The organism is Chitinophaga eiseniae (assembly GCF_012641265.1).
GTDB classification, from domain to species: domain Bacteria; phylum Bacteroidota; class Bacteroidia; order Chitinophagales; family Chitinophagaceae; genus Chitinophaga; species Chitinophaga eiseniae_A.
The window spans coordinates 447314-471574 of the sequence record NZ_JABAHZ010000005.1; the positions used below are offsets into that span (position 1 = coordinate 447314).

The window sequence follows — 24261 nt, forward strand, 5'->3', positions numbered from 1 at the left end:
AATTAGTAATAGAAAAAAATATCAGGATAACAATCCATTTTTCCCTCACTGGGAAACTCCTGGTTTACACACCTACGTCAGTTCGAACCCCAGCAAAATAGGTTGCAAATCTAAATATTTTGTTGATTGCCACCCTAATTTTTTTCGGGAGGTATTGATTTTACGGGCATCATTACCCCTGCAAATATACAGACAATTACAAATCAATAAGTTAAATAATATTAAACACTATTTTTCGCTGTCTTCCAACAGCACTTTTAACGCCTGTTTTCCTTCACAAAAAAGCAAGTCGAGGCAGCTTAATCCGGGAAGAAATCCTATACGTTCCTGGAACACCTGGGTGTAAGAAGCAGGCGCTCCCGTAACTACTGGTCCCGGCAGTATGGTATCGCGGGCATCCGTTACTCCGCTCACCTCCTTCTGATAACTTTCGGTAAAGGTAACCGGCACAGCAATACCGAGTTTGCTATTCATCCATTCAAAACAGGCCAGGTTCCAATCCAGCAAATATTTAAATTCCTGCTCATACAATTCCTGCAGATCAGCTTCATAATATTCGAACCAGGGAGAGCGGCGATAAGCAGACACCAGCGTTTTCCAGTGCAAACTCTGCCATTTTTCCTCATTACTGATCCGGACATCCTTCATTACCGTCCGCTGGTTCTTCCCCCGGGTCAGGGGTACACTCAAAATCATTCGTCCATTTGGACCCGCTACATAACACCGGTTCCTGTAACTCAACTTTTGATAGTGCTCATATTTTTCAATCTGTAATATGTCGTGATTTAATAAAGCTTTATATGAATCAATGGGTGGAAAATACTGAGATTCAATTAATAACACCTTCTTTTCTGCATTCGCTGTCATAATGTCAATTTTTTAAAACCAGGTACCCGAACATTCCCTTTTTTACCCGGCAGGTACTTCAAGTCAGTCGCTTAACAATTTACTTTAAGTAATTGAGTAAGAATTCATAGCAATTATAATAATATGCTAATAAAATTAGTAGGTATTACTTTAGTTAAAAAGTTTCCGAAATGCAAAAATACTAAAGAAATTAGTCGCTTTTTCGTTCATTTTTAGCGAACACAGGAAGGAACACTAAGATAACATATTTCCATAAAGAAAGTTTTTATTTATATGTATTTAATGCATCATTCTTTTAAGCTACTCCTGCCGTTAAAAATGGGGATCGTTAAAAGTTTCCCAATTCAGCCATGCCGTTTTGAGAACTAAAAGCTTTGCAGTAGGTTTGACGTAAATTAAATTACCGGCTTACTGATGAAACTGCTTAGATTAATATTGGCCATTTTTATTGTTTGGGGACTAGCAAGCTCTTGCGAAAAAAACAAAGATATCCAATTTGTAAGGGTAGCCGGTGTGAGTATGGACGAGTTCGGTATGTCTAAAAGTATTGTACGGCTAACACTGGCATATTACAACCCGAATAATTACCGGCTTCAATTAAAAGATGCCGACTTCGATCTGTTTTTTGATGATACCCAGGTTGGCCATTCTATCCAGGATTCTACCATCGCTATACCAGCCAGGGATACTTTTTATTTCCCGGTAAAGCTGGAAGTAAATATGGGGAACGTTTTCAAAAATGCCATGTCCGCCTTCTCCAACAAGGAAGTAACCATCCGGGCCAACGGCCGCTGTAAAGTAGGTAAAGGCGGCATCTTCCTGCCCTTCCCGATTAAATGCGAAACCAAACAAGCCTTAAATTTCTTCTGATCCGGTTCGCTTCAATAAGTCAATAATTTCCATAATATGACTGCTTTCTGTGGCGCTTCTCAAAGGCGACAGTTGCAGGTCTTTCCGCAATACATTCAGATCCCGCAGCAAGTCACCCGTCAATAACCGGTGCCGTTCCGCTACCCGGTAAGCGAGGGCCGTTTTGAGCGCAGTAGCTTTTACCCGGAAGGTATGGGGACTATAACGCCCCGGATGCAGATGGATATACAACTGCTGATCGGCCGCCATCTGTAATATCCAGCGGGAAGTATCCGACAATACCACTGTGACATACCCATGTTGCTGCAACAGGAAAGCAGCATAGGCCGTTCGTTCATAGATCCCTCTTTCCTGTAACCAGTTTCTGACTTCGTTAAAAATAGCAGTGGTATCCAGTTCCCCGGCATACATATCCATCTGGGAATTGCCCAGCGCCAGTAATTTTTGGTGGATTTCGGACGACTCCGATTGTAAAAGCGTATGCTGGAGCGCAGCGAGATGGTGCTTCAGCGGGTTAAACAGTATGGGAATAGGAGTAGGTTTTAAAAACGGATAAGTATATAACACAACAGCCTTTAACTGGGTTAAAGGCTGTTGTGGTTGTTCATTAGTGCTTTTTCTTGGGATCCATACCTCCGCCATCTTCCGGCTTCTTGCAGCAGGTGGGCAGTTTGGCATAAGATTCAGGATTAGCCGTTACGTTATCTGCATCGTATCCCGCATTGGCAATACCTGTCTTGATATTCTCAATATTGGTACGGTCTGTCCAGTATTTTACCGTGGTGATATGTTTTTTGAAGTCTACTTTCACGGCCTGTACGCCTTCTTCATGCGACATATACCTTTCAATACGGTTTTTGCAGGATTCACATTGCACGGTAGGTGTGCTGATCTTTACAGTTTCGATCGACTTCTGTTTCTGTTGTGCCATGGCCATGCCCACACTGGCAAACAGGAACAACACGACTAATTTTAGGATACGCATAGTTGTAATATTATACCCGAATATACAAAAAAAGTGATATACCATTAAACTAACGGCCCCACTGATCCGGAGCGGCTCTCCAGGCTTGCAGGGTGCTGATTTCGTCGGCAGAAACAATGCCCTTTTCTTCTGCCAGTGCAATCATTGCATTGTAGTTACTGAGCGAATGGAAAGGAACACCGGCCGTTTCAAAAGCCTTTACCGCTACATCAAATCCGTAATTGAAGATAGACACCATGCCAATTACTTCGCCACCAGCTGCACGAATAGCCTGTACTGCTTCCAGGCTGCTTTTACCGGTAGAAATCAGGTCCTCTACCACCACTACCGGCTGACCAGGTTGCAATACGCCTTCAATCTGGTTACCCATGCCATGTTCTTTAGGCTTGGATCTTACATAAATAAAAGGAAGTTTCAGTTGATCAGCTACCAGCGCTCCGTGCGGAATCCCCGCCGTAGCTACGCCGGCAATTACTGCCGCATCAGGAAAGGTTTCAAATACCAGGTTGCACAACTCAGATTTAATATAGTCACGCACGTAAGGATAAGATAAAATCTTCCTGTTATCGCAATAGATCGGCGATTTCCAGCCGGAAGCCCATGTAAAGGGTTGAGCAGGACTTAACTTTACGGCCTGCACCTGCAGTAATTTTTCTGCAACTTGTTTTTCGCTTACTTTATTCATACAATCGCCAAAAGTACAGCCTTTGTACTTAATAATTTATACTATATCGATAATAGTTGTCCTATATGGATAATATTCATACTATATGGATAATATTATACTTTATCGATAATATTTATCCCCTGTAAGATTTATATCAGCTATCTGACATTTCTACCCGTCACCGGCAATCTATATAATATAGCCTGTTACAAGATTCACCCAAAATTTCCGTAGGCTACGTACTATTTTTAAAACATCCTCTTACATTTGCGGCATGCAAGAAAACATTACGATCTATCTCAACGAGCGGCCTCTTCTACTAACTGCGGATACGGCGATACCAGCACACTTTACCCATGCGAAAGCGTATAATAATCCCGACCCTGAGAAAATGGAAAGTGTGTTACAGAAACTGGAAAATGGGAAAAAAGACGCTGCGGTTTTCATCGCGCCGGATGTAAAAAAACTCTTTAAAAAGGTGTCCCTCCATTTTACTACCCTGGTGGCAGCCGGCGGATTAATTACCAATCCTGCCGGCGAAGTGCTAATGATGTTCCGCAGGGGAAAGTGGGATTTGCCAAAAGGTAAACGCGATCCGGGGGAAGAACTGGAAACCTGTGCCCTGCGTGAAGTAGCGGAGGAAACCGGTTTACATACCGTTTCCCTGGAAAAGAAAATCACGGAAACATTTCACTATTACCCGATGAAGAATAAGAAGGTATTGAAACATACCTATTGGTACCGGATGCACTTTACCGGTACAGAACTCACGGTACCCCAGATTGAAGAAGACATCCAGGACCTGCAATGGATCAAGCCTGAAAACGTAGATAAATACCTGAAATACTCCTACGAAAACATCAGAGAAGTTTTCAGGGCAGCTCATATATAAGCTCCAGGTTCATTTGGAAAGATGATTCCAAATGAACCTGTACGGCCTGTTTATTTTTTGGCCAGGATGGCTACAGTAAGCCGGCTCACACAAACTAACTGGTGCTGATCGTCTGTAATACGAATATCCCATACATGGCTGTTGGCCCCGATGTGCAAAGGACGGGCGCAGGCATGTACATACCCGCTTCTTACCCCTCTCACATGGTTGGCATTAATTTCCATTCCAACGCAGATCTGTTTTTCCGGGTCAATAATGAGCCCTGATGCCATGCTGCCCACGGTTTCCGCCAACGCAGCGGAGGCACCGCCATGCAACAGGCCATAAGGTTGTACGGTTCTATGATCTACCGGCATCATCATTCTCAGGTAATCCGGTCCTATCTCGGTAAACTCCATTCCTAAAACAGTGGCCATGGTAGCTTCTCCCATCTCATTCAGATCATCCAGCGAAATCTTGGTATTGTGCCAGATCGTTTTCATATCTACTGCTTTAAAGTTATTGCTTAATACGCCTGATGCCTTCCATTACTACTTCCGGCAGGAAAGGAGCCACATCTCCGCCATAGCGGTGAATATCCCTTACCAGCGTGGAGGCAATACTGGAATACTGTGGTACAGTAGTCAGGAAAATGGTTTCTATACCCGGGGCTATCGTCCGGTTCACATCTGCAATCGCCTTTTCATACTCGAAATCACTGACATAACGGATCCCCCGGAGAATAAAACGGGCGCCCAACTGCTTACAAAAGTCAATAGTTAACCCTGAATAGGAAGACACTTCCACCCGGGGATCATCTTTATATATTTCTTTAATCCAGGCTATCCGCTCTTCCAACGCAAACATCGGCGTTTTGCTGCTGTTTACACCAATGCCGATCACCAGGCGGTCAAACAAATCGAGCCCACGGTTAATTACATCCGTATGTCCCAATGTTATGGGATCGAATGTACCCGGGAATAAACAAATCCTCATGATAGTGGTATTGATTTAAATAATATCTGTCAACGTTTGAGCGCTTCCCGGTTGATAAAAATAGAGAAAACCGTAGCCCCATAATTTCTTTCAGAACGGTAATAGGAGTAATCCTTGAATTTCCCATGCTGCGTATGTTCCACCACCAGCCAACCTTCCAGATGCAGTAATTCCCTTTCAAATACCAGCAATGGTAACTGATCCAGCGTTTCCATCATGTAAGGCGGGTCTGCAAAAATCAGATCAAATTGCTCTGTACACTGCTGGAGGTATTTAAAAACGTCCATTTTTACCGTTTTCAGGGTGGTAATGCCCAGCGACTGCGCCGTTTTGCCGATAAAAGCCGCCATGGCCGGATCTTTTTCCACCACGGTAATATCAGTAGCTCCCCTGGAAGCCAGTTCATAGCTGATACTCCCGGTACCGCCAAACAGGTCCAGTGCTTTCAGCGCCGAAATATCCAGGTTGTTTTCGAGAATATTAAATAAACCGCCCTTGGCAATATCTGTAGTAGGACGGGTATGCGGCATTTTTGCCGGTGGTTGTATCCTTCTTCCTCCACTCGCTCCTCCAATTATACGCATAACGCTAACGCATATAGATTATGAAAATAATAACCAGGTATTTCCTGCATTTTAGTGATATAGTGGAAACCCGGTAATCGTTGCATCCATTCCAGGCGTGGAATGAACTTGTACATTTCCTGGTATACACCTGTATCGGCGGCCAGTACCCCTCCCAGTTTTACCTTCACCTGTTGTTCATCCAATCCTAATTGGCGCAGGGTACTTACCAGGGTGTATACTACATCCAATCCTGTTTCATAGTCCGACTCCTGTTGGATCAGGAGTTTTCCTTTCTCGTAAATAGTGAGTGTAAAGCTCTGCTGTTGTACTTCTACAAAAGCAACGCCTTCGCTGGCATGAAAATCCAGGTCCAGCGGGTAGGCTTGCAACAGGGCAGAATTGGCATGGATCACCAGGTCTGTTGAAAATTCTTTTCTCAGGAAGCCCAGCAGGTCTTTATCAACGCTGTAAACATTGACCATGGGTAATCCGGGAAGAAGATCCGATAAGATGGCTTCCTGCATCTTTTCCGGCATGGCCAGGTGCAGGTATTCTTTCTTCATAGATGGCATATAATACAGGTGGGGCACTAATACGCCACTACCGGTATTAAAGGCCAGCAGTATAGATTTAAAAGCAGTAAACAACAGTTTGTCCGTATCAAACACATTCTCTATCATCTCCAGGTCGGCCAGGGCCATTTTCCGGGGGGTAAAATGATAGGACTTCAATGCCAGGAATTTCCTTACAGCCGGATCATATACCACATAACTAAAGGTGCCGCTTCCTACCAGTACAAATAAATAGCAGGCCGTCAGGTCAGTTTCCAGCAGGGTTTCATCGTCTACTGTAAATGCGGGATGGATGTTATAAGCCACGGGCATAATTTACCTTTCAAATGAATTACAATAATAGTCTTTTTAGTTAATTGGTGAGGGCGTTTTGTTGTTTTATCAGGGGAGATGATCACCAGATTCCCATATATTTGTTTTTATACCCACAATCAGCAGAAGATACATGCAACTGGAAGTAACCACCCGGCAGATTATAAAGATAGCAGGACCTATATGCCTTGCCCTGATTATTCCACAGATCAATCATATTACCAATACCGCATTCCTGGGACGATTGGGCGAATTTGAACTGGCAGCCAACGGGATCGCCGGTATTTATTACCTGGTGATGTATATGATTGTATATGGCCTCAACAATGGACTACAGGTGCTGATTGCCCGTAGAGCAGGACAAGGCCAGTATGCGGGTATTGGGCAATTGTTTTCCAATGGGATACAGGTGGGCCTTGTCTTCTCCCTGATCGCTATCCTGATTACGCTGCTGGCTGCTCCCTGGTTCTTTGCCAAAAGTTTGCACGATCAACATATCCTGTCAGCAGCAGTATCGTTTATCCGCATCCGTATCTGGGGACTCCCTTTCCTGATGCTGCTCAATATGGCCGATGCCTTTTATATTGGCAGCGGGCATCCTAAAATATTGATTGTGATTTCCCTCTTCCAGGAAATGATGAATATCTTCTTTGACTACACCCTTATTTTCGGTAAGCTGGGATTACCCGCGATTGGACTGAATGGCGCCGCCATAGCATCGATCATCGCTGAATTCACCGGCTGCCTGGTGGCCTGCAGTATGCTGTTTATCAGAGGCTACTACCGGAAATACAGCCTGTTCGGCTATTTGCGGGTCAATTGGGCTATTGTCCGGAATATCCTGGATGTATCAGCGCCCCTGATTATACAATTCCTGTTTAGCATCGGCAGCTGGTTTGTGTTTTTTATATTTATTGAACACCTGGGAGAAAGACCACTGGCCGTATCTAATATGCTCCGCAGTATTTTCGGGTTTTTCGGGATTTTTACATGGTCGCTGGCCGCGGCCTGTAATACGATGGTCAGCAATGTGATCGGACAAGGGAAATCTGAACTCGTATTCAAAGCCATCCGGAAAATAGTAGGTATCAGCGTGATTTGCGCTACTACCGTATGTATCCTGGTCAACCTGTTTCCTTACACACTGTTGCATATCTATACCAATAATGCCGACCTGATTACAGTGGCTATTCCTTCCATACGGATCATTACTTTAAGTACCATTCTCATGGCGGTATCGGCGGTAACCATGAGTGGCGTGATTGGTACGGGCAATACCCGTATGAACCTCGTTACAGAAATTACGGCGGTAATAGGCTATATGCTCTATTGCGATATTGTGATAGAACGTATGCGCAGTGAGCTGCAATGGGCCTGGGGAGCCGATTTCATCTACTGGACTATCATCTTTGGTCTGAGTTACTGGTACCTGCGCAGCGGCAGATGGAAAGGGAAAGAGATCTGACCGGTGTCTACTGGAGGTCGTCCAGCATTTTCCGGCAATCAACTTTGATACCGGCATCGTCCTGGGCGATATTGCGCAGTGTTAATGCCTTTTTAAGCACGTCTATGGCTTTATCCTGCTGATCATTTTCTTTATAGGCGCGGGCCAGTTCGTAATAATTGAGAATAAATGCGGGGTCCAACTGCCGGCACTTCTCGTAATTAGTGATGGCGTTTTGCAGGGAGCCATCCGGCAGTCCACCAAACAGCATTTTGGCAGCGCCCCTTTCAAAGGCATTCAAATTGGCTACTTCAAAATTCCATTTACCCAATACGTGATAACCCTGTGCCAGGGAAGGGTTGAATTTAATGGCCAACTCGGCATATTTCTTTACATCTTTGGAGGCGGCCACTTTATCTTTGGCGCCGGAGATCAGGGCCATGCGTCCCATAGCGATGGCCATCGATAAATTAGCGTCCGGGCTGTTGGGATCTGCTTTCAGGGCCTGTAGTGCATAACTTTTTGCCTGGTTATAATAGTTGACTTTATCTTCCTTATTTTTTTGCCGGTTGCCTATACGGGAACATAACTGGCTGGCCTGGTTCAGGGCTTCCAGTTGCGTAGGTTGTATTTTCAGGATATCTTTATCTTTCTCGAATGCTTCACTTTCCTTCATTTGCTTTTCCAGCTGTTTGGCTTCTTCCACCATATCACTAACACTCTGAGCCTTTACCAATAAGGCTGTTGATAACAAAAAGCAAACTGCCATGATCCTCTTAAACATAGGACAGGTTTTTTCGTTGTTGAATAACTTAATGCTATAAATCTACGAAAATTACAAATGAGAAACATCATTCATATCCCAAAAACGGGAACTAATAATCTTTCTCCAACGATACGAGAGAGTTACGGATACTGGCGCCCATGGGGGGATTCATTTTGCGCAGGGTAACAATACTATGTTGAATAGCGGGGTAACGTTGTTTGAGTGCAGCCGACAACTCATATACCACTTCCTCCAGCAATGGACGGGGAATCGCCATCACCGTTTGAGCGATTTCATAAACACCCTGGTAGTTCACCGTTTCAGACAAGTCATCTACTGGCACGGTGCCGGGTATACGAACGGCTACATCCAGCATAAAGTAATTGCCAATAATGGTTTCTTCCGGATATAAGCCATGGTAGGCATAAAAGCTTGCCTGTTCGAGTGCAATGGTGAGCATTCAAAAAAATTAGTGCTGTTATTGGCAGGTTATCCGGACAACTGGTTATCATGGTAACTGGTTATCCGGATAACGTTATAAAGTTAAAATCAGGCGTGATGTTCTTTCGCTGACAGGTATCTTTCAGCATCCAGGGCAGCCATACATCCGCTTCCGGCTGCTGTTACCGCCTGACGGTAGATCTTATCCTGTACGTCGCCGCAGGCAAATACACCTTCTACAGTAGTACGGCTGGAGCCAGGTACTGTTACAATGTAATCCTGTTCGTCCAGCTCCAGGTAATCTTTGAAGATGGCAGAATTAGGCTGGTGACCGATAGCCACAAAGAACGCGCTTACCGGAACGTCTTTCTTTTCCTGTGTTTTATTATTGAGGATCCGGATGGCTTCTACTTTGTTATCGCCCAATACTTCGTCTGTTTCTGAGTTCCAGTAAACGATGATATTGGATGTTTTCAGTACGCGGTCCTGCATTACTTTAGAGGCGCGCATTTCATGGCGGCGTACCAGCATATGTACCGTACTGCACATTTTAGAAAGGTACAAAGCTTCTTCTGCAGCGGTGTCGCCAGCTCCAACGATCGCTACTTCTTTCCCACGGAAGAAGAAGCCATCACATACGGCGCAGGCAGAAACGCCACTACCATTGAGGCGCTGTTCTGACGGGAGTCCCAGCCATTTAGCGGAAGCACCGGTAGCGATAATGATCGCATCTGCGGTAATTTCTTTTTCTTCGTCGATGGTTACTTTATAAGGTTGTTTGCTGAAATCCACGGAGGTAGCTAAACCGTAACGGATATCAGCCCCCATACGGGTAGCCTGTTTTTCGAAATCTACCATCATTTCAGGGCCCTGGATACCTTCGGGGTAGCCAGGGTAGTTTTCTACTTCTGTGGTGATGGTTAATTGTCCTCCAGGTTGAATACCCTGGTATAATACTGGTTTAAGGTTGGCTCTTGCAGCATAAATGGCAGCGGTATAGCCGGCAGGTCCGGAACCGATGATCAATAAATGTACATGCTCTTGTTGCTTGTTTTCCATACTTTTTTTGCTGTATAATTACTTGCTTATAATAATTGTTTTATAGGTTGCCTGGTATCCGCCCCAGTAGCCTAATGCGCCGGGAATATTTCCCAATATTTTTATGGGTGATGAAAATGGATTCCCGTTACTGTTAAATGCAAAGTCGAGTGTTCGCCAGAAGTCCCACGTTGCTTTGTCAATATTACAAAACTTGAGGGTTACTGTATCACCCGTGTTGAATAATGCATAAGTAGCAGCATCCAGCCGTTCATTTTTATTCACGCCGGCGTCCAGGGGAATTTCAAATGTTGTGCCGTTCACCAGCTTATCATCCAGTACAGAAGTGAGTCCGGGTAGAAATGTTTCGCTATTCCGGCTGGTAAAGTAGCGGGCATAGTTGCCAAATGCCGGCGCATCGGTGATTTTCACCCAGAGGCGCACCTTGTTATCGTAACCGTCTACCATAACTGAGTGGTACCACATAGAGTCCAGTTTCATACCAGCAGTTGGTATGGTTGTCACGGCCTGGTATGTCTTATTGTCAGCACTAATCGTTAAAGTATAGGTGCCTGACACTTTTCCTGTAAAGAGATTGGCAGCCGGCTGGTTGGTATTCGGCACATATGCAAAGAGCTTTAAGTTACCAGTATCTACGGATTGTTCTACCAGTTTCATGGTTTTGCTGCCGTTGGAAACGGAGACGGTAGCATTATGCACGAAGGAGTTTTGCAGGGTAGCCTGATCTATCCGGGAAAAATAGCCGAGGCTATTGGTGAGTATTACCAGGGGATAGGTCCCATCTTCGATCCGGCCTTCCACTACCAGTTGCGGCGCCTGCTGCGGCAGGTGAACGCTGATATCTTTTTCACAGGCGGAAAAGATCAGTGTAAGCAACAGGAAGAAGAGCCAGTTACGCATAGACTGCAAAAATAAGGGGTGTGTAGTAAAATAAGAACACCGGCCATGTATTTACAAGGCCGGTGTTCTTATAGAATAAAGAGGATTAGTAGATTTATTCAACCAGTCATTCCGCGATGCAGCGGTATGGCCAATGGAGCAAAAGGATTATCCCAGATACGATTTCAGAGCGCCGCTATAGCGAGCTTTTTGCAGCCTTTTGATAGCACGTTCTTTAATCTGCCTGATTCTTTCTTTTGTCAGATCGTATTTCTGACCGATTTGTTCGATTGTTGCGCCGTTTTCACCATCCAGACCAAAGTAAGCATTCACGATTTCAGCTTCGCGGGGGCTCAGGGATTTCAGGACCCTACGGATTTCCTCACGGAGTGAATCTCTCATAACGTCATCGTCAGTAATATCTCCACCTTCCAGCAGATCGCCCATGGCAACGTCTTCGGCCTCGTGCACAGGTGCATCCAGTGACATGTGGCGGGTATTGCTTTGGAAGATATTGTTAATTTCTGATTCAGACATTTCCAGGATTTCTGCGAGTTCCTCGGTAGAAGGTTCACGCTCGTTTTCCTGTTCAAATGCCATATAAGCTTTGTTAGCTTTATTATATGTGCCAATTTTGTTCTGCGGTAACCTCACAAGACGACCTTGTTCTGCTAACGCCTGCAGGATGGACTGGCGAATCCACCATACTGCATAAGAAATGAATTTGAAACCTTTCGTTTCATCGAAACGTTGTGCTGCCTTGATCAAGCCAAGATTACCTTCGTTAATAAGGTCACTGAGGCTAAGCCCCTGGTGCTGATACTGTTTTGCAACAGATACAACGAAACGTAAGTTTCCTGTAGTCAATCTTTCAAGAGCCTTTTGATCGCCCATTTTAATGCGCTGCGCCAAAACGGTCTCCTCTTCGGGTGTTAACAAAGGGATCTTCGAGATTTCCTGCAGGTATTTTTCTACCGCCTGCGAATCACGATTGGTGATCTGGGTGGCAATTTTAAGTTGCCTCATATGAAAAATTGTATTGGTTTATAAATAAAATAACAGCGAAAGAAAATTTTTGTTCGAATTTTTAAAAATTATTAACTTACAAAGTTTCCCGCGCTTTTATCGTTTTCTTCAAAAATAAGTCTGCAAAGATCGTGCTAACCAATCACTCTACCAAATCCTTCTTATATTTGTCAGCCTTATAACAAAATACAGTTTTAAAACGGAATTTTATAATGCTTTAGTCCCCATAAAAGGCTGCTTTATACAAATTTTAACAATTGATAAAGAATCATTATCAAATTAACATCTTAACTAATTTATTGGTTAAGGCGTTGCAAATTTTTCAATAAAATGATTGACTTTAGAAGCGACACTTTTACACGTCCCGGCCCTGGCATGTTACAGGCCATGTTACAGGCAGAAACCGGTGATGACGTTTTTGGTGAAGATCCCAGCATCAACAAGCTGGAAGCCATGATGGCAGCTTATTTTGGCAAAGCGGCAGCCTTGTACTGCCCTTCCGGCACAATGAGTAACCAGATTGCTATTAAAGTACATACGTTGCCAGGGGATGAAGTGGTTTGCAGTAATCTTGCACATGTATATATTTATGAAGGAGGTGGTATTGCCTTCAACTCCGGCGCCCAGGTACACGCCATTATTGGCGACCGCGGCATGATCCGCGCTGCCCAGGTGGAAGCTGCCATTAACCCCGATGATGTGCATAAAGCCAGTACCAGCCTGGTATGCCTGGAAAATACCTCCAACCGGGGCGGCGGATGTTGCTACGATTGGGAGGAAATGAAAAAAATCAAAGCCGTATGCGAGGAGCATGGCCTGGCACTCCACCTCGATGGAGCCAGGCTCTTTAACGCGCTGGTAGCCACGGGACAGGATCCGGCGCAATACGGACAACTATTTGACAGCATCTCTGTATGCCTCAATAAGGGCATGGGCTGCCCGATGGGTTCCGTATTACTTGGTAGTGAAGCATTTATCAAATCTGCCCGGCGCATCCGCAAAAAGTTCGGGGGCGGCCTGCGGCAGGCCGGCTACATGGCTGCTACCGGCATCTATGCCATGGAAAACAATATCGCCCGGCTCGCCGACGATCACCTCCACGCCAAACAGATAGCCCAGGCGCTGTTGGAAAAATCTTTTGTTGGCCATATGCTGCCGGTAGAAACCAATATTCTCATCTTTGAAGTTACCGGCGACTGGACACCGCAATACTTTACCGACTATCTTAAACAAGAAGATATCCTGGTGATACCCATCTCTCCTACACAGGTCAGAATGGTCACTCATCTCGATATCACACCGGAAATGGTAGCGCGCACCTGCGAAATAATCGCAGAAATGGCGTAGTGCCGGGAGAGATCCTTGTTCTTTAAATTTTCATCTCTCCCTAATCTCTGTTATTTTTGCAACCTTATATTATGAATAGCATGGAACTCTCGAAAAATTACCTGCCGGCATCGGTGGAGGAAAAATGGTACCAACAATGGATGGACAAAGGCTACTTCCGATCTAAACCGGATGGCCGTCAACCTTTTACTGTCGTCATCCCCCCTCCCAATGTGACCGGGGTATTGCATCTTGGCCATACGCTCAATGAAACCGTACAGGACATCCTGGTACGCCGTGCCCGTATGAGCGGATTCAATGCCTGCTGGGTACCGGGCTCCGATCACGCGTCCATTGCTACTGAAGCGAAAGTGGTAAATATGCTCAAGCAGGAAAAAGGAATTGAAAAATCCCAGCTTACCCGCGAAGAGTTTCTCAAACATGCCTTTGAATGGAAAGATAAATATGGTGATATCATCTACCACCAGATAAAAAAACTTGGCTGTAGCTGCGACTGGGACCGGGTTACCTTTACCATGGACGATCATTACTATAAAGCAGTGATCACCGTTTTTATTGATCTCTATAAGAAAGGAGTGATTTATCGCGGTGCACGTATGATCAACTGGGACCCCAAGGCCAAAACAGCATTGAGCGATGAGGAAGTGGAATACAAAGACATACAGGGAAAACTGTATCATGTAAAGTATGCCATCACAGACGCCGCAGGCACGCCTACCGGCGAGTTCATTACCATCGCCACCCAGCGCCCTGAAACTATTATGGGCGATACGGCTATCTGCGTAAACCCGGAAGACGAAAGGTATACACACCTGAAAGGTCATTTTGCTACCGTGCCGCTGGTAAACCGCCGCATACCCGTAATATTTGATACTTATGTAGATAAAGAATTTGGTACCGGCGCGCTGAAAGTAACGCCAGCACACGATATCAACGACTATAACCTGGGTCTTAAACATCACCTGGAAATCGTAGATACCCTGAACGATGACGGTACCCTCAGCGCTGCCGCTATTGTTTTCGTAGGTGAAGACCGCTTCGTGGCCCGTAAGAAAGTAGTGGCCGCCCTGGCTGAAACCGGCCTGCTGGTAAAAGAACAGGAGTACACTACCCGCGTTGGCTATAGTCAGCGTAACCCTACCACCGTAGTCGAGCCCCGTATTTCCACCCAATGGTTTGTAAAAATGGCTGAAATGGCCAAACCAGCCCTGGATGCAGTAGTAAATGGCGATGTAAGAATACATCCCGGCGACCGCTTCCTGGCTACTTACAAATACTGGATGGAAAATGTAAAGGACTGGTGTATTTCCCGCCAGCTCTGGTGGGGACAACAAATACCCGCCTGGTATGCACCGGATGGCACTTTTGAAGTAGCTGCCACCGCTGCGGAAGCAGCCGCACAATTTGCCGCCCGCAACATTACCATCAGTGCAGCAGCACTGAAACAGGATGAAGACTGTCTCGATACCTGGTTCAGCTCCTGGTTATGGCCCATGGAAGTATTTAATGGTATTTCCCAACCTGGCAATGAAGACATCAACTACTACTACCCTACCTCCGTACTGGTAACTGGTCAGGATATTATCTTCTTCTGGGTAGCCCGTATGATTATGGCAGGCCTGGAATATAAAGACGTAAAGCCTTTCAGTGATGTATACTTTACGGGTATGGTACGCGACAAGCAAGGACGTAAAATGAGTAAACAGCTGGGTAACTCACCCGATCTGCTGGAACTGATCCACTCCTTTGGCGCGGATGCCGTACGATTTGGTATCATGATCTCTTCTCCTGCCGGTAACGACTTACTCTACGATGATGCCAGCTGCGAACAGGGACGTAACTTCTGTAATAAAATATGGAACGCCCTGAAGCTGGTGAAAATGTGGGAACAACGCCAGGAAGATGATACCGCTGCGGATGCTGCTGTCAGCAACTTCGCTGTGAAATGGTTTGAAAGCAGGCTGAATGAAGTACAAGCTGAAGTAGCCGCCCTGCATAAAGACTTCCGCCTCAGCGAAGGGCTGAAAGCCATCTACATCCTGATCTGGGATGATTTCTGCAGCTGGTACCTGGAATGGGTGAAACCTGGTTTTGAACAACCCATTGCCGCATCTGTATATCGTAAAACCGTATACTTCTTTGAACAACTCATGCAGTTGTTACATCCGTATATGCCGTTTATTACGGAAGAAATCTATCAGCTGTTAACGGCACGTGCCGCTGACGATTCCCTGATGATGAAACAATTCACTACGCCGGAAGCTCCTGTACACGCGACCCTGCTGGAAGGAACACTGGCTAAGGAAATAATCACCGGCATCCGTGATGCACGTAATAAAAACCAGATTAAGCCGAAAGATCCAATCGTACTGCATGTAGAAACCAAACACGACAATACTTTCAAACAACTGGAAGGTATGCTCGCGAAACAGGTGAATGCGTCTGCTATTCATTACGTGCAGGAACCGGTACCAGGTTGTATCACGGTGGTTATCGGTAAAGATAAATTCTACCTGGGCACTGAAATCGAGCTGGATACCACTACACAGAAAGCCACGCTGCTGAAAGACCTGGAATACCTGAAAGGCTTCCTGGTGTCTGTGGAGAAGAAGCTTTCCAACGAAGGTTTTGTACAGAAAGCGAAACCTGAAGCGGTAGAAGCAGAACGTAAGAAAAAAGCAGATGCCGAAGCCAAAATTTCGGTGATCGAGGAAAGTTTAAAATCCTTATAATTTTTATGATCGCCCGGTCGTTACTATACCGGGCGATTTTTTTATATCCCGGTACTATCATGCAAAAACACCTGTTACTTAGTTGCTTACTCACCGCTGTTGCCATGCCGGTATTTGCGCAAACCCATAAAAAAGTTCCTGCCGCTACCACTACCGCTGCCAGCAACAAAAGACCCGTGAAACTGCGTAGCAGCTGGGGTATTTACCTGAGCGATACCCTGCCTAAAACGGAAGTAGCCAAACTGCTGGATTCTGCACTGGTGGTAAGAGATGAAAAAAATAATAAGTACCCTGTCATTTCTTTTGCTTTTACCTACGAAAAGCATGAGCCCTATTTGAATGATACTACCGGCCAACCGGCCATCTATAAAGATTTTACGGGAGATAATTTTAAATCCCCGACCCTCACTCCGCTCTGGAGCAAAGGCCTGAAGGAATCTTTACAATCAGGCGATGTCTTATACTTCGATGAAATCATCATCAAATACGCGGAAGAAAAATACTACAAAGCGCCTTCTATCCGCATCAACGTTAAATAACTCAATAGTTAAATAATTGCTGGATCGGGATAATAAAATCCACGCGGTTCTGTGCATTGTCTACCGGGTCTTTATCAAACAGGTGGCTGAAGCGCACCCCAAATGTGAATGGCAGCGCATTACCTAAGCGCGTGTCCAGGAATAATTCCGTACCTGCAGAGGTAAAGCGGGTATTGACATTCTGCTGGTAAAAATTAGCTACGCTATAATCATAAAACAGGTTGGCACGGATACGGCTAAAGTAGAGCAACTGCGCAAAGCCCCAGTCGGGATAGGCCAATGGCAGGTGATAATTCGCGCCCAGCTTATAAATACGCGTATATAATGGCGTATTATATCCCCTTGCATATACGAAATTGTCGGTGAAGGTATAGTTAAATGACTTGTCCCTTTGCTGGAAAGCTCCCTGCAATACCAGGTTATGATTGTGCCATAACCCAGGCAGATACTGATCTAACCGCCCATACAGCTGTTCCGCAAATAAGCCGGTCACAGAATGGTTGTACTGCAAAGCCAGGTATTGACCAAAATGGGTAAAGATATTCTGCGTACCCTTGATGCGCTGATTGCTGAAGATAATGGAATTGGAGAGGAACTGTAAATCATTTCCCTTGTATTTGCTATCCAGGTAACGGTGGCGGATATTATAGTTACTGCCAAAAGACAGGCTGCGGCTGTACATACCGGCAGATAAATTGAGTGGTATGCTGAAACCCAGATACGCAGTAGCCTCATTCCAGTATACTCTCTGCCGGTTCTGATCCAGCCCGTTGCGATTAATAGTATAGTCGGCGCCCAGGTACAGCACTGGGAACCAACCGGCAAAAGTAAATCCAGCACCGATATTGGAGCTTTCCTCATTCCGGTTGTAGGTATACCCAATCGTGGTATTAGTAGTACTTAATATATTTTCGCCGACAAGTGAGATGCCATAGTCAGGGTCATTGAAAGACGGTACCCAGCTGTGGAAATTAAACGGATGGGTAAACTGGGCATATTTCTTTACCGGCAGCGAATCCCGTGGCACGATATCCAGGATGTTGCCACCCTCTTTGAACTCAGGATGCAGCCAGGCGCTGCGGCTTTCTTCAGATACCTGTTTCCAGTTGTTTTCATTCAGCGCAGCGTGGTATAACTTATATCCTTTAATGGTAAACTCACTGAAAACGAGGCTATCCCTGTTATGATCAATAGCCAGGTGCAGGGCGCTATTTCCCCTGTCGGTTACTTCATATATCTTCCGATCCGATAACGTCATGGCATATACGTTATTCACATCTTTATATCCTGCCGTAAAATAAACGGTATCGGCTTTCACTACCGGGATACCCAGGGCGGTATAGCTGAAAGGTGTTAGTACAGTGCTTTCTCCGGTGGAAAGCGATTGCTGTACCAGCGCCATCTCCCCCTTGTTGTTGCGTACTGCGCTGATCACCGCCTGATCGCCAGCAGCGAAGCGGGGATAAGTATAGTACCAGTTCTGTGGATTGGGCAATTGTTTTTCTACCTTACCTGTTTGGGTATTGATCAGTTGCAAACTGTATTGCATGCTGGGAGAGGTAGCCGCTGTAATCACCAGCTGTCCGTTTTCGCTGATATCCGGGGAGAAGAATTTTCCCCTGCCGGAGATGGTTTTCGTTTGACCGCTGACGTTATCCCAGATACGGATAACGGAGAAGTCTTTCCATCCCCAGCGGGCATCGAAGCGGGCGGCGGCCCATACGATGCGGCCATTGCGGTAGCTAAAAAAATCATCGTATACGATGCCTGGCCTTACCAGCAGGCGCTCCTGGCCAGCTGCGTTTAGCATATAAAATCCCGGTACTTTGTCACGGGCATCTTTAAGTATCACCCATTCGTTGCTGCCGGCGGCATATACATATTTATAGTTCGTAACCGGTTTTGCCACCGGTAATATACCGGTAGCCGCCGTGGTATCGGGGCGGGCCGCATAGTTATTCCACAGGGGCTGGTATTCTTTGAGCGTGGCCCGGTAAAAGCCGGTAATATTATAGCCGGTGCGTTTCTTCAGGCTATGCGACAGGGGATAAAAAAGTCCCCGGAAGCGCACTGCGTCTGTAGTAACATCTTTCCAAAAAGCGGTGCCATAATGTTCGCGGCCATAGCTGGTCATCAGGTACCCCAACGGGTAATGATCTGGTACAAAGTCGCGGTACGAGCCATTACGGATTTTCATATAGGCGTAATGTTTACCTGCCAGCGACAGTCCACGGAAGCCATCGAAGAAGCCAGGAAGCCTTCCCCTGCCCTGTGGGGTGAGTGCGGTTTCCATTACCACGGCATCGCCTTCCCAGAACCAGTTGGGTACTGCAATGTTGGTAATGGCGGCCTGTCCCAGCTGGCCACCGAGAATGGAAAACACTTTAGATACGCCCTGGCGAAAATTCATATTTTGTAGTACATGGCGGTACTCGTGTACCGACAGCTGTTCTTCCCAGTTCAGGGAGCCCAGGTCGAGGGAAGAGGGAGAAGGGGTCAGGTAAAACTCAGAGCGGAAGGGCCCGAGTTGTACGTATCCATTGGATTGCATGGTTTGATTCTGTAAAACGATGTTTACTTTCCTTTCCAGCGGCCCGATAGAGTTACGTGTATAGCGGTTGAGGTAATGCACGATATTGGCTACGCGTTCGCCCTGGGCTGTCATGCCTTTGGGAAAGATCACCCTGACGGTATCGTTGTTGATCTGTTGCCACTTAAGCGAAGGTGGATTTCCCCCGAATTGCTGTGCTGATAAAGAAAAAGAGAGGAAAATCAGCGTAATGGCAAGGATAGCACGCATAAAAAGTGATGAATTAAATTACGAATAACGGATCTAAACAATTGTAATAATGTATAAACGAAAATATAGTTCTTTCCTTATATAATCACAAGCATTCGTTTATATCTCTGCTTATATCTGCCATTCGTAATTTATCATCGTTGGTTGTACCGGGTTAGCACTCCGGCAAACTGATAGGAATATTAACGGCCAGGCCTCCATCGGAGGTTTCCTTGTATTTGGAATTCATGTCCTGTGCGGTTTCCCACATCGTTTTTACCACGGCATCGAGGGATACCTTTGCCAGTTCGGGATTGCTTTGCAGTGCCAGCTGGGAAGCGGTGATCGCTTTAATAGCTCCCATGGTGTTTCTTTCGATACAGGGTACCTGTACCAATCCGCCAATTGGGTCGCAGGTAAGTCCGAGGTGGTGTTCCATGGCTATTTCTGCGGCCATCAGCACCTGGCGTTGGGAGCCTCCCAAACATTCGGTGAGGGCTGCTGCTGCCATAGCTGATGAAACGCCGATTTCCGCCTGGCATCCGCCCATGGCGGCCGAAATGGTAGAGCGTTTTTTAAAGATGCTGCCTATTTCAGAAGCGGTAAGCAGGAATTGCTGGATTTTATCTTCGTGGAAACCATCGCAGAAAGCGATGAAATATTGCAGTACGGCTGGAATTACGCCGGCAGCGCCGTTGGTAGGAGCTGTTACTACCCGGCCAAAAGAGGCATTTTCTTCATTTACGGCCAGCGCAAAGCAGCTTACCCAGTCGAGCGTATAGCTGAAATGCTCTCCACCTGCGCGGATAGCGGTGATCCAGGAGCTATAGTCGCTGTAGGTGCGTCCCTGTAAGAGTTTTTTATTGAGCAAGGCAGCACGGCGAGCCACTTTGAGGCCCCCGGGTAAGTCGCCACCGGTATGACAGCCTCGGAAAGTACATTCCTGCATTACGCGCCAGATATTGAGCAATCCCTCACGGGTAGCTGCTTCTGAGCGCCAGGCCTGTTCATTTTCCATCACCAGTTCGGAAATGCTGTAGCCTGTTTTGATACACCATTGCAGTAGCTGGCGGGCGGTGTCGATAGGAAATGGCAGGTCTACCTGTTCGGCGCTGCTGCCGGATTCGCCTTCCTGTACCACAAAGCCACCACCAATGGAATACCAGGTAGAAGCAATTTGTTCTCCATCCTGGAAAGTAACCAGGAAGGTCATGGCATTTGGGTGGAAGGGTAATGATTCTTCAAAGAGGAAGTCGATATCTTCTACGGGATCAAAGTCTATTTCATATTTACCGCCCAGCATCATTTTGCGGTGACGGCGGATATCATCCATTTTAGGGTTGATCTGGTTAACATCGAACGTTACGGGGTCATCTCCGGAGAGGCCCAGTTGTATGGCGATGTCGGTGCCGTGTCCATGGCCGGTTTTAGCCAGGGAGCCATATAATAACACCTGTACTTTATTGACAATTGCTAATTTATGATCCTTTTCCAGTTCGGCCAGGAACCGGAGTGCTGCCCTCCAGGGGCCCAGGGTATGTGAGCTTGATGGGCCAACGCCTATCTTAAAAATATCGAATACGGAAATACATTCGTGTGCCACTAGTTAATTGATTTATCTGTAAAATTAACGGAAAAGCGGCGAATAAAAACAACGGCGCCGCGCAAGGTAAAACTTGCGCGGCGCCGTATTGTTAACGGTCTGACACGTTATTATCTATTTGTAAAATCTTTCAGCTTAATGTTAAAGATCAATACTGTGTTAGGCTGAATAGCTCCCTTACCGCCTGGTCCGTAAGCATACCCGGAAGGCAGGAAGAGGTTTACTTCCCCGCCCTTTCCTACTTTAGGTACTCCAACGGTCCAACCCTGGATGACCTCATTTAAACCGAACTTGACGTTCGTATTGCTTTCGAAAGTAGTTTTATTGAGCAGCGTACCTATGTAGTCTACTGTTATATAAGCTGCTGCATTGGGTTTATCTGCTGTGCCCGGGGTGATTACCTGGTAAAAAATACCACCTGGTTCATGTTGTACATTGGGAATATTATTCGCAGCAATGTAGGCGACGATTTTGGCGGAATCAACATTATACTGTACTCCCCAGTCGTAGGGTGGCGTATCATCTTTTTTAGAACAGGCTATCAGTGCAAGCAGGAACAATCCTCCCAACAGAAAAACTTTCTTCATACAATTTCGGTTTCGATTATTAATATAATTAAGGTGACAAAATAACAAGTATGCAATAAATGCTTTTTATCTGATACTTACTAATTCCAGGTCTGAAATCAGTACCGCATTAGGGGGAATGATACCAGGGATCCCGATGGAGCCATAGGCCAGGGCAGGCGGGATATACAGCCTGATTTTACCACCAAGGGAAATTTTCTGTAGTCCTATCTGCCATCCGGGGATATGGTTTTTCAGTTCCCGGTGATCGAAGTCGGTCGGACCAAAAGAGGAACCTACTGTTTCGCCGGTAAGCAGCTGGTTGGTATAGATCACGGTGGCAATTGAGGTAGCCTTCACAAAGTGAACACTGTCTCCTGTTTGAAGAATCTCGTAGTACAGGCCGGAAACATCCCGCTGGGCGGTGAGGTTATGAGAACTGAGATAATCCTGTATAACACTTTCAGCCCGGACATCTGCCTGGGGCATTTGCGACATATTATCTTTTTTCAGACAGCTTCCCATTGCCAGGAGGAAGCATGCACTTATCATAAGTTTTACAGCTATATTCATCCGCTTCTGTTTACTATCCAGTGTATTAAACGGCGATTTGTCGGAAAATGTTACAGTCGTTGTGTCGGGGGATAAAAAAACTCCTGACAGGGCGAACCTGCAGGAGTTTTTTGTATAGTAATAATACAGATTAATAATCCATACCCATACCGTGTCCGCCACCGCCCATTGCAGGAGCAGCAGATTTAGGTTCTGGTTTGTCTGCGATTACGCATTCGGTAGTCAGCAGCATAGCAGCGATAGAAGCAGCGTTTTCCAGTGCGATACGGCTTACTTTGGTAGGATCGATTACACCTGCCGCCAGTAAGTTTTCGTATTTCTCGGAGCGGGCGTTGAAACCGAAGTCGCCTTTACCTTCTTTCACTTTCTGTACTACGATAGAACCTTCGATACCGGCGTTAGCGGTGATCTGACGTAATGGTTCTTCGACAGCGCGTTTAACGATAGAGATACCGGTTTGTTCGTCTTCGTTAGCACCTTTCAGATCTTCCAGGGCTTCGATAGAGCGGATGTAAGCAACACCACCACCAGGTACGATACCTTCTTCAACGGCAGCGCGGGTAGCGTGTAATGCGTCATCAACGCGGTCTTTCTTTTCTTTCATTTCTACTTCAGTAGCAGCACCTACGTACAGTACAGCCACACCACCGCTTAATTTAGCGAGACGTTCCTGTAATTTTTCGCGATCGTAGTCAGAAGTAGTTACTTCGATCTGTGCTTTGATTTGTCCGATACGGCCCTGGATAGCTTCTTTTTCGCCTCTACCGCCTACGATAGTAGTGTTATCTTTATCGATAGTGATAGATTCTGCTTTACCGAGGTAAGTCAGGTCAGCATTTTCCAGTTTGTAACCTTGTTCTTCGCTGATAACGATACCACCTGTGAGGGTAGCGATGTCCTGCAGCATATCTTTTCTTCTGTCGCCAAAGCCAGGAGCTTTAACAGCAGCAACTTTCAGGGTACCACGCAGTTTGTTTACCACCAGGGTAGCCAGTGCTTCACCTTCCAGGTCTTCAGAGATGATTACCAGTGGAGCGCCTTGCTGGGCTACTTTTTCCAGGATGTGCAGGATATCCTTCATGGTGCTGATCTTTTTATCGTAGATCAGGATGTAAGGGTTAGCCAGTTCAGCCTGCATTTTTTCGCTGTTGGTAATGAAGTAAGGAGACAGGTAACCGCGATCGAATTGCATACCTTCTACTACTTCTACAGTTGTGTCGGTACCTTTTGCTTCTTCTACAGTGATTACGCCATCTTTGGTTACTTTCTGCATTGCCTGGGCAATCAGTTTACCGATTTCGCTATCATTGTTAGCGGAAATAGAAGCAACCTGTTCAATTTTCTGGGTGTCGTTACCAACACTTTCAGATTGTTTCTTCAGGTTATCAACGATAGCTTTTACAGCTTTGTCGATACCACGTTTCAGGTCCATTGGGTTAGCACCGGCAGCTACGTTTTTCAAACCTTCGCCGATGATAGCCTGTGCCAGAACAGTAGCAGTAGTAGTACCATCACCTGCCAGATCAGCAGTTTTGGAAGCTACTTCTTTTACCATTTGCGCACCCATATTTTCGATAGCGTCTTCCAGTTCGATTTCTTTCGCAACGGTAACACCATCTTTAGTTACGCCGGGAGCACCGAATTTCTTTTCGATAACTACGTTACGACCTTTTGGTCCCAGGGTTACTTTAACGGCATCAGCCAGTACGTCCACGCCCTTCTTCATTTTGTTGCGGGCGTCTATATTGAAGAAAATTTGTTTTGCCATAATACTTTTTTGTAGATTTTTCTTTTAGGAATT

Annotated in this window: 24 protein-coding genes; 6 read left to right on the top strand and 18 right to left on the bottom strand. The window is 45.9% G+C overall.

The genetic code is table 11. The features are described from left to right. Nucleotides 1–228 precede the first annotated feature (228 nt). Complete coding sequence (locus HGH91_RS21775) at nucleotides 229–867, bottom strand: WbqC family protein (protein WP_168740905.1); 639 nt, start codon at nucleotides 865–867, stop codon at nucleotides 229–231. A gap of 414 nt (nucleotides 868–1281) precedes the next feature. Between HGH91_RS21775 and HGH91_RS21780 the strand changes: the two genes are divergently transcribed. After that, nucleotides 1282–1737, top strand: a complete 456-nt coding sequence (locus HGH91_RS21780) for an LEA type 2 family protein (RefSeq protein ID WP_168740906.1) — start codon at nucleotides 1282–1284, stop codon at nucleotides 1735–1737. Here the strand turns inward: HGH91_RS21780 and HGH91_RS21785 are convergent. The 3 genes from HGH91_RS21785 to pyrE are packed head-to-tail and all read right to left on the bottom strand — an operon-like array spanning nucleotide 1723 to nucleotide 3407. Next, nucleotides 1723–2415, bottom strand: coding sequence for a hypothetical protein (locus HGH91_RS21785; protein ID WP_168740907.1), 693 nt, complete (start codon nucleotides 2413–2415; stop codon nucleotides 1723–1725). The two genes, HGH91_RS21780 and HGH91_RS21785, sit on opposite strands and share 15 nt — an antisense overlap. Continuing rightward, a complete protein-coding gene (locus HGH91_RS21790; RefSeq protein ID WP_145674912.1) occupies nucleotides 2345–2722 on the bottom strand; it encodes a heavy-metal-associated domain-containing protein in 378 nt (125 codons plus the stop codon). The genes HGH91_RS21785 and HGH91_RS21790 overlap by 71 nt, the downstream gene beginning before the upstream one ends. A 49-nt stretch (nucleotides 2723–2771) precedes the next feature. Further along, nucleotides 2772–3407 carry an orotate phosphoribosyltransferase gene (pyrE, locus tag HGH91_RS21795; protein WP_168740908.1) on the bottom strand — a complete coding sequence of 212 codons (636 nt, stop codon included), beginning with the start codon at nucleotides 3405–3407 and terminating at the stop codon, nucleotides 2772–2774. Between the two features lie 256 nt (nucleotides 3408–3663). Between pyrE and HGH91_RS21800 the strand changes: the two genes are divergently transcribed. Continuing rightward, nucleotides 3664–4281, top strand: a complete 618-nt coding sequence (locus HGH91_RS21800; RefSeq protein WP_168740909.1) for an NUDIX hydrolase — start codon at nucleotides 3664–3666, stop codon at nucleotides 4279–4281. 50 nt (nucleotides 4282–4331) lie between these two features. On the opposite strand, the gene HGH91_RS21805 is transcribed toward HGH91_RS21800, so the two are convergent. Genes HGH91_RS21805 through HGH91_RS21820 form a run of 4 tightly spaced genes read right to left on the bottom strand, consistent with a single transcriptional unit; the run spans nucleotide 4332 to nucleotide 6706 of the window. Beyond that, nucleotides 4332–4763, bottom strand: coding sequence for a hotdog fold thioesterase (locus tag HGH91_RS21805; protein ID WP_168740910.1), 432 nt, complete (start codon nucleotides 4761–4763; stop codon nucleotides 4332–4334). 16 nt (nucleotides 4764–4779) lie between these two features. Further along, nucleotides 4780–5256, bottom strand: coding sequence for a pantetheine-phosphate adenylyltransferase (coaD, locus tag HGH91_RS21810; RefSeq protein ID WP_168740911.1), 477 nt, complete (start codon nucleotides 5254–5256; stop codon nucleotides 4780–4782). A 29-nt stretch (nucleotides 5257–5285) separates the two neighbouring features. Next, nucleotides 5286–5840 carry an RsmD family RNA methyltransferase gene (locus tag HGH91_RS21815; protein WP_168740912.1) on the bottom strand — a complete coding sequence of 185 codons (555 nt, stop codon included), beginning with the start codon at nucleotides 5838–5840 and terminating at the stop codon, nucleotides 5286–5288. Continuing rightward, a complete protein-coding gene (locus tag HGH91_RS21820; protein ID WP_168740913.1) occupies nucleotides 5831–6706 on the bottom strand; it encodes a DUF3822 family protein in 876 nt (291 codons plus the stop codon). Before HGH91_RS21820 ends, HGH91_RS21815 begins: the two co-directional genes overlap by 10 nt. A gap of 133 nt (nucleotides 6707–6839) precedes the next feature. Here HGH91_RS21820 and HGH91_RS21825 point away from each other — a divergent pair, with 133 nt between their 5' ends. Next, nucleotides 6840–8171, top strand: coding sequence for an MATE family efflux transporter (locus HGH91_RS21825; RefSeq protein ID WP_168740914.1), 1332 nt, complete (start codon nucleotides 6840–6842; stop codon nucleotides 8169–8171). A gap of 7 nt (nucleotides 8172–8178) precedes the next feature. On the opposite strand, the gene HGH91_RS21830 is transcribed toward HGH91_RS21825, so the two are convergent. From HGH91_RS21830 to HGH91_RS21850, 5 genes are all read right to left on the bottom strand, one after another. Then, entirely contained in the window at nucleotides 8179–8934 is a 756-nt protein-coding gene (locus tag HGH91_RS21830) for a hypothetical protein (RefSeq protein WP_168740915.1), read from the bottom strand. Nucleotides 8935–9025: 91 nt separating this feature from the next. Beyond that, nucleotides 9026–9376 carry a dihydroneopterin aldolase gene (locus tag HGH91_RS21835; protein WP_168740916.1) on the bottom strand — a complete coding sequence of 117 codons (351 nt, stop codon included), beginning with the start codon at nucleotides 9374–9376 and terminating at the stop codon, nucleotides 9026–9028. Nucleotides 9377–9465: 89 nt separating this feature from the next. Next, nucleotides 9466–10416, bottom strand: a complete 951-nt coding sequence (gene trxB, locus HGH91_RS21840; protein ID WP_168740917.1) for a thioredoxin-disulfide reductase — start codon at nucleotides 10414–10416, stop codon at nucleotides 9466–9468. Nucleotides 10417–10434: 18 nt separating this feature from the next. Further along, nucleotides 10435–11316: a DUF4249 domain-containing protein gene (locus HGH91_RS21845; protein WP_168740918.1), complete on the bottom strand. Its 882-nt coding sequence runs from the start codon at nucleotides 11314–11316 to the stop codon at nucleotides 10435–10437. A 147-nt stretch (nucleotides 11317–11463) separates the two neighbouring features. Beyond that, on the bottom strand, nucleotides 11464–12321 hold the full coding sequence (locus tag HGH91_RS21850) for an RNA polymerase sigma factor RpoD/SigA (RefSeq protein WP_012793808.1): 858 nt from the start codon (nucleotides 12319–12321) through the stop codon (nucleotides 11464–11466). 330 nt (nucleotides 12322–12651) lie between these two features. Between HGH91_RS21850 and HGH91_RS21855 the strand changes: the two genes are divergently transcribed. The 3 genes from HGH91_RS21855 to HGH91_RS21865 all read left to right on the top strand — a co-directional run bounded on the left by HGH91_RS21855 (nucleotide 12652) and on the right by HGH91_RS21865 (nucleotide 16939). After that, nucleotides 12652–13668 (top strand): threonine aldolase family protein, encoded by a 1017-nt coding sequence (locus tag HGH91_RS21855; RefSeq protein WP_168740919.1) that lies wholly within the window; start codon nucleotides 12652–12654, stop codon nucleotides 13666–13668. An 80-nt stretch (nucleotides 13669–13748) separates the two neighbouring features. Further along, the gene (locus HGH91_RS21860; RefSeq protein ID WP_168740920.1) at nucleotides 13749–16400 is read left to right on the top strand and encodes a valine--tRNA ligase; all 2652 of its coding nucleotides are present in this window, start codon (nucleotides 13749–13751) and stop codon (nucleotides 16398–16400) included. Between the two features lie 59 nt (nucleotides 16401–16459). Then, nucleotides 16460–16939 carry a hypothetical protein gene (locus HGH91_RS21865; RefSeq protein WP_168740921.1) on the top strand — a complete coding sequence of 160 codons (480 nt, stop codon included), beginning with the start codon at nucleotides 16460–16462 and terminating at the stop codon, nucleotides 16937–16939. A gap of 1 nt (nucleotide 16940) precedes the next feature. Here HGH91_RS21865 and HGH91_RS21870 read toward each other — a convergent pair whose 3' ends face one another. The 5 genes from HGH91_RS21870 to groL all read right to left on the bottom strand — a co-directional run bounded on the left by HGH91_RS21870 (nucleotide 16941) and on the right by groL (nucleotide 24228). Then, nucleotides 16941–19739: a hypothetical protein gene (locus tag HGH91_RS21870; RefSeq protein WP_168740922.1), complete on the bottom strand. Its 2799-nt coding sequence runs from the start codon at nucleotides 19737–19739 to the stop codon at nucleotides 16941–16943. A 154-nt stretch (nucleotides 19740–19893) separates the two neighbouring features. Continuing rightward, a complete protein-coding gene (locus HGH91_RS21875) occupies nucleotides 19894–21321 on the bottom strand; it encodes an L-serine ammonia-lyase (protein ID WP_168740923.1) in 1428 nt (475 codons plus the stop codon). 110 nt (nucleotides 21322–21431) lie between these two features. Beyond that, the gene (locus tag HGH91_RS21880; RefSeq protein ID WP_168740924.1) at nucleotides 21432–21908 is read right to left on the bottom strand and encodes an FKBP-type peptidyl-prolyl cis-trans isomerase; all 477 of its coding nucleotides are present in this window, start codon (nucleotides 21906–21908) and stop codon (nucleotides 21432–21434) included. 66 nt (nucleotides 21909–21974) lie between these two features. Continuing rightward, nucleotides 21975–22439 (bottom strand): FKBP-type peptidyl-prolyl cis-trans isomerase, encoded by a 465-nt coding sequence (locus HGH91_RS21885; protein ID WP_168740925.1) that lies wholly within the window; start codon nucleotides 22437–22439, stop codon nucleotides 21975–21977. A gap of 151 nt (nucleotides 22440–22590) precedes the next feature. Further along, a complete protein-coding gene (gene groL / locus HGH91_RS21890; RefSeq protein WP_168740926.1) occupies nucleotides 22591–24228 on the bottom strand; it encodes a chaperonin GroEL in 1638 nt (545 codons plus the stop codon). Nucleotides 24229–24261 lie beyond the last annotated feature (33 nt).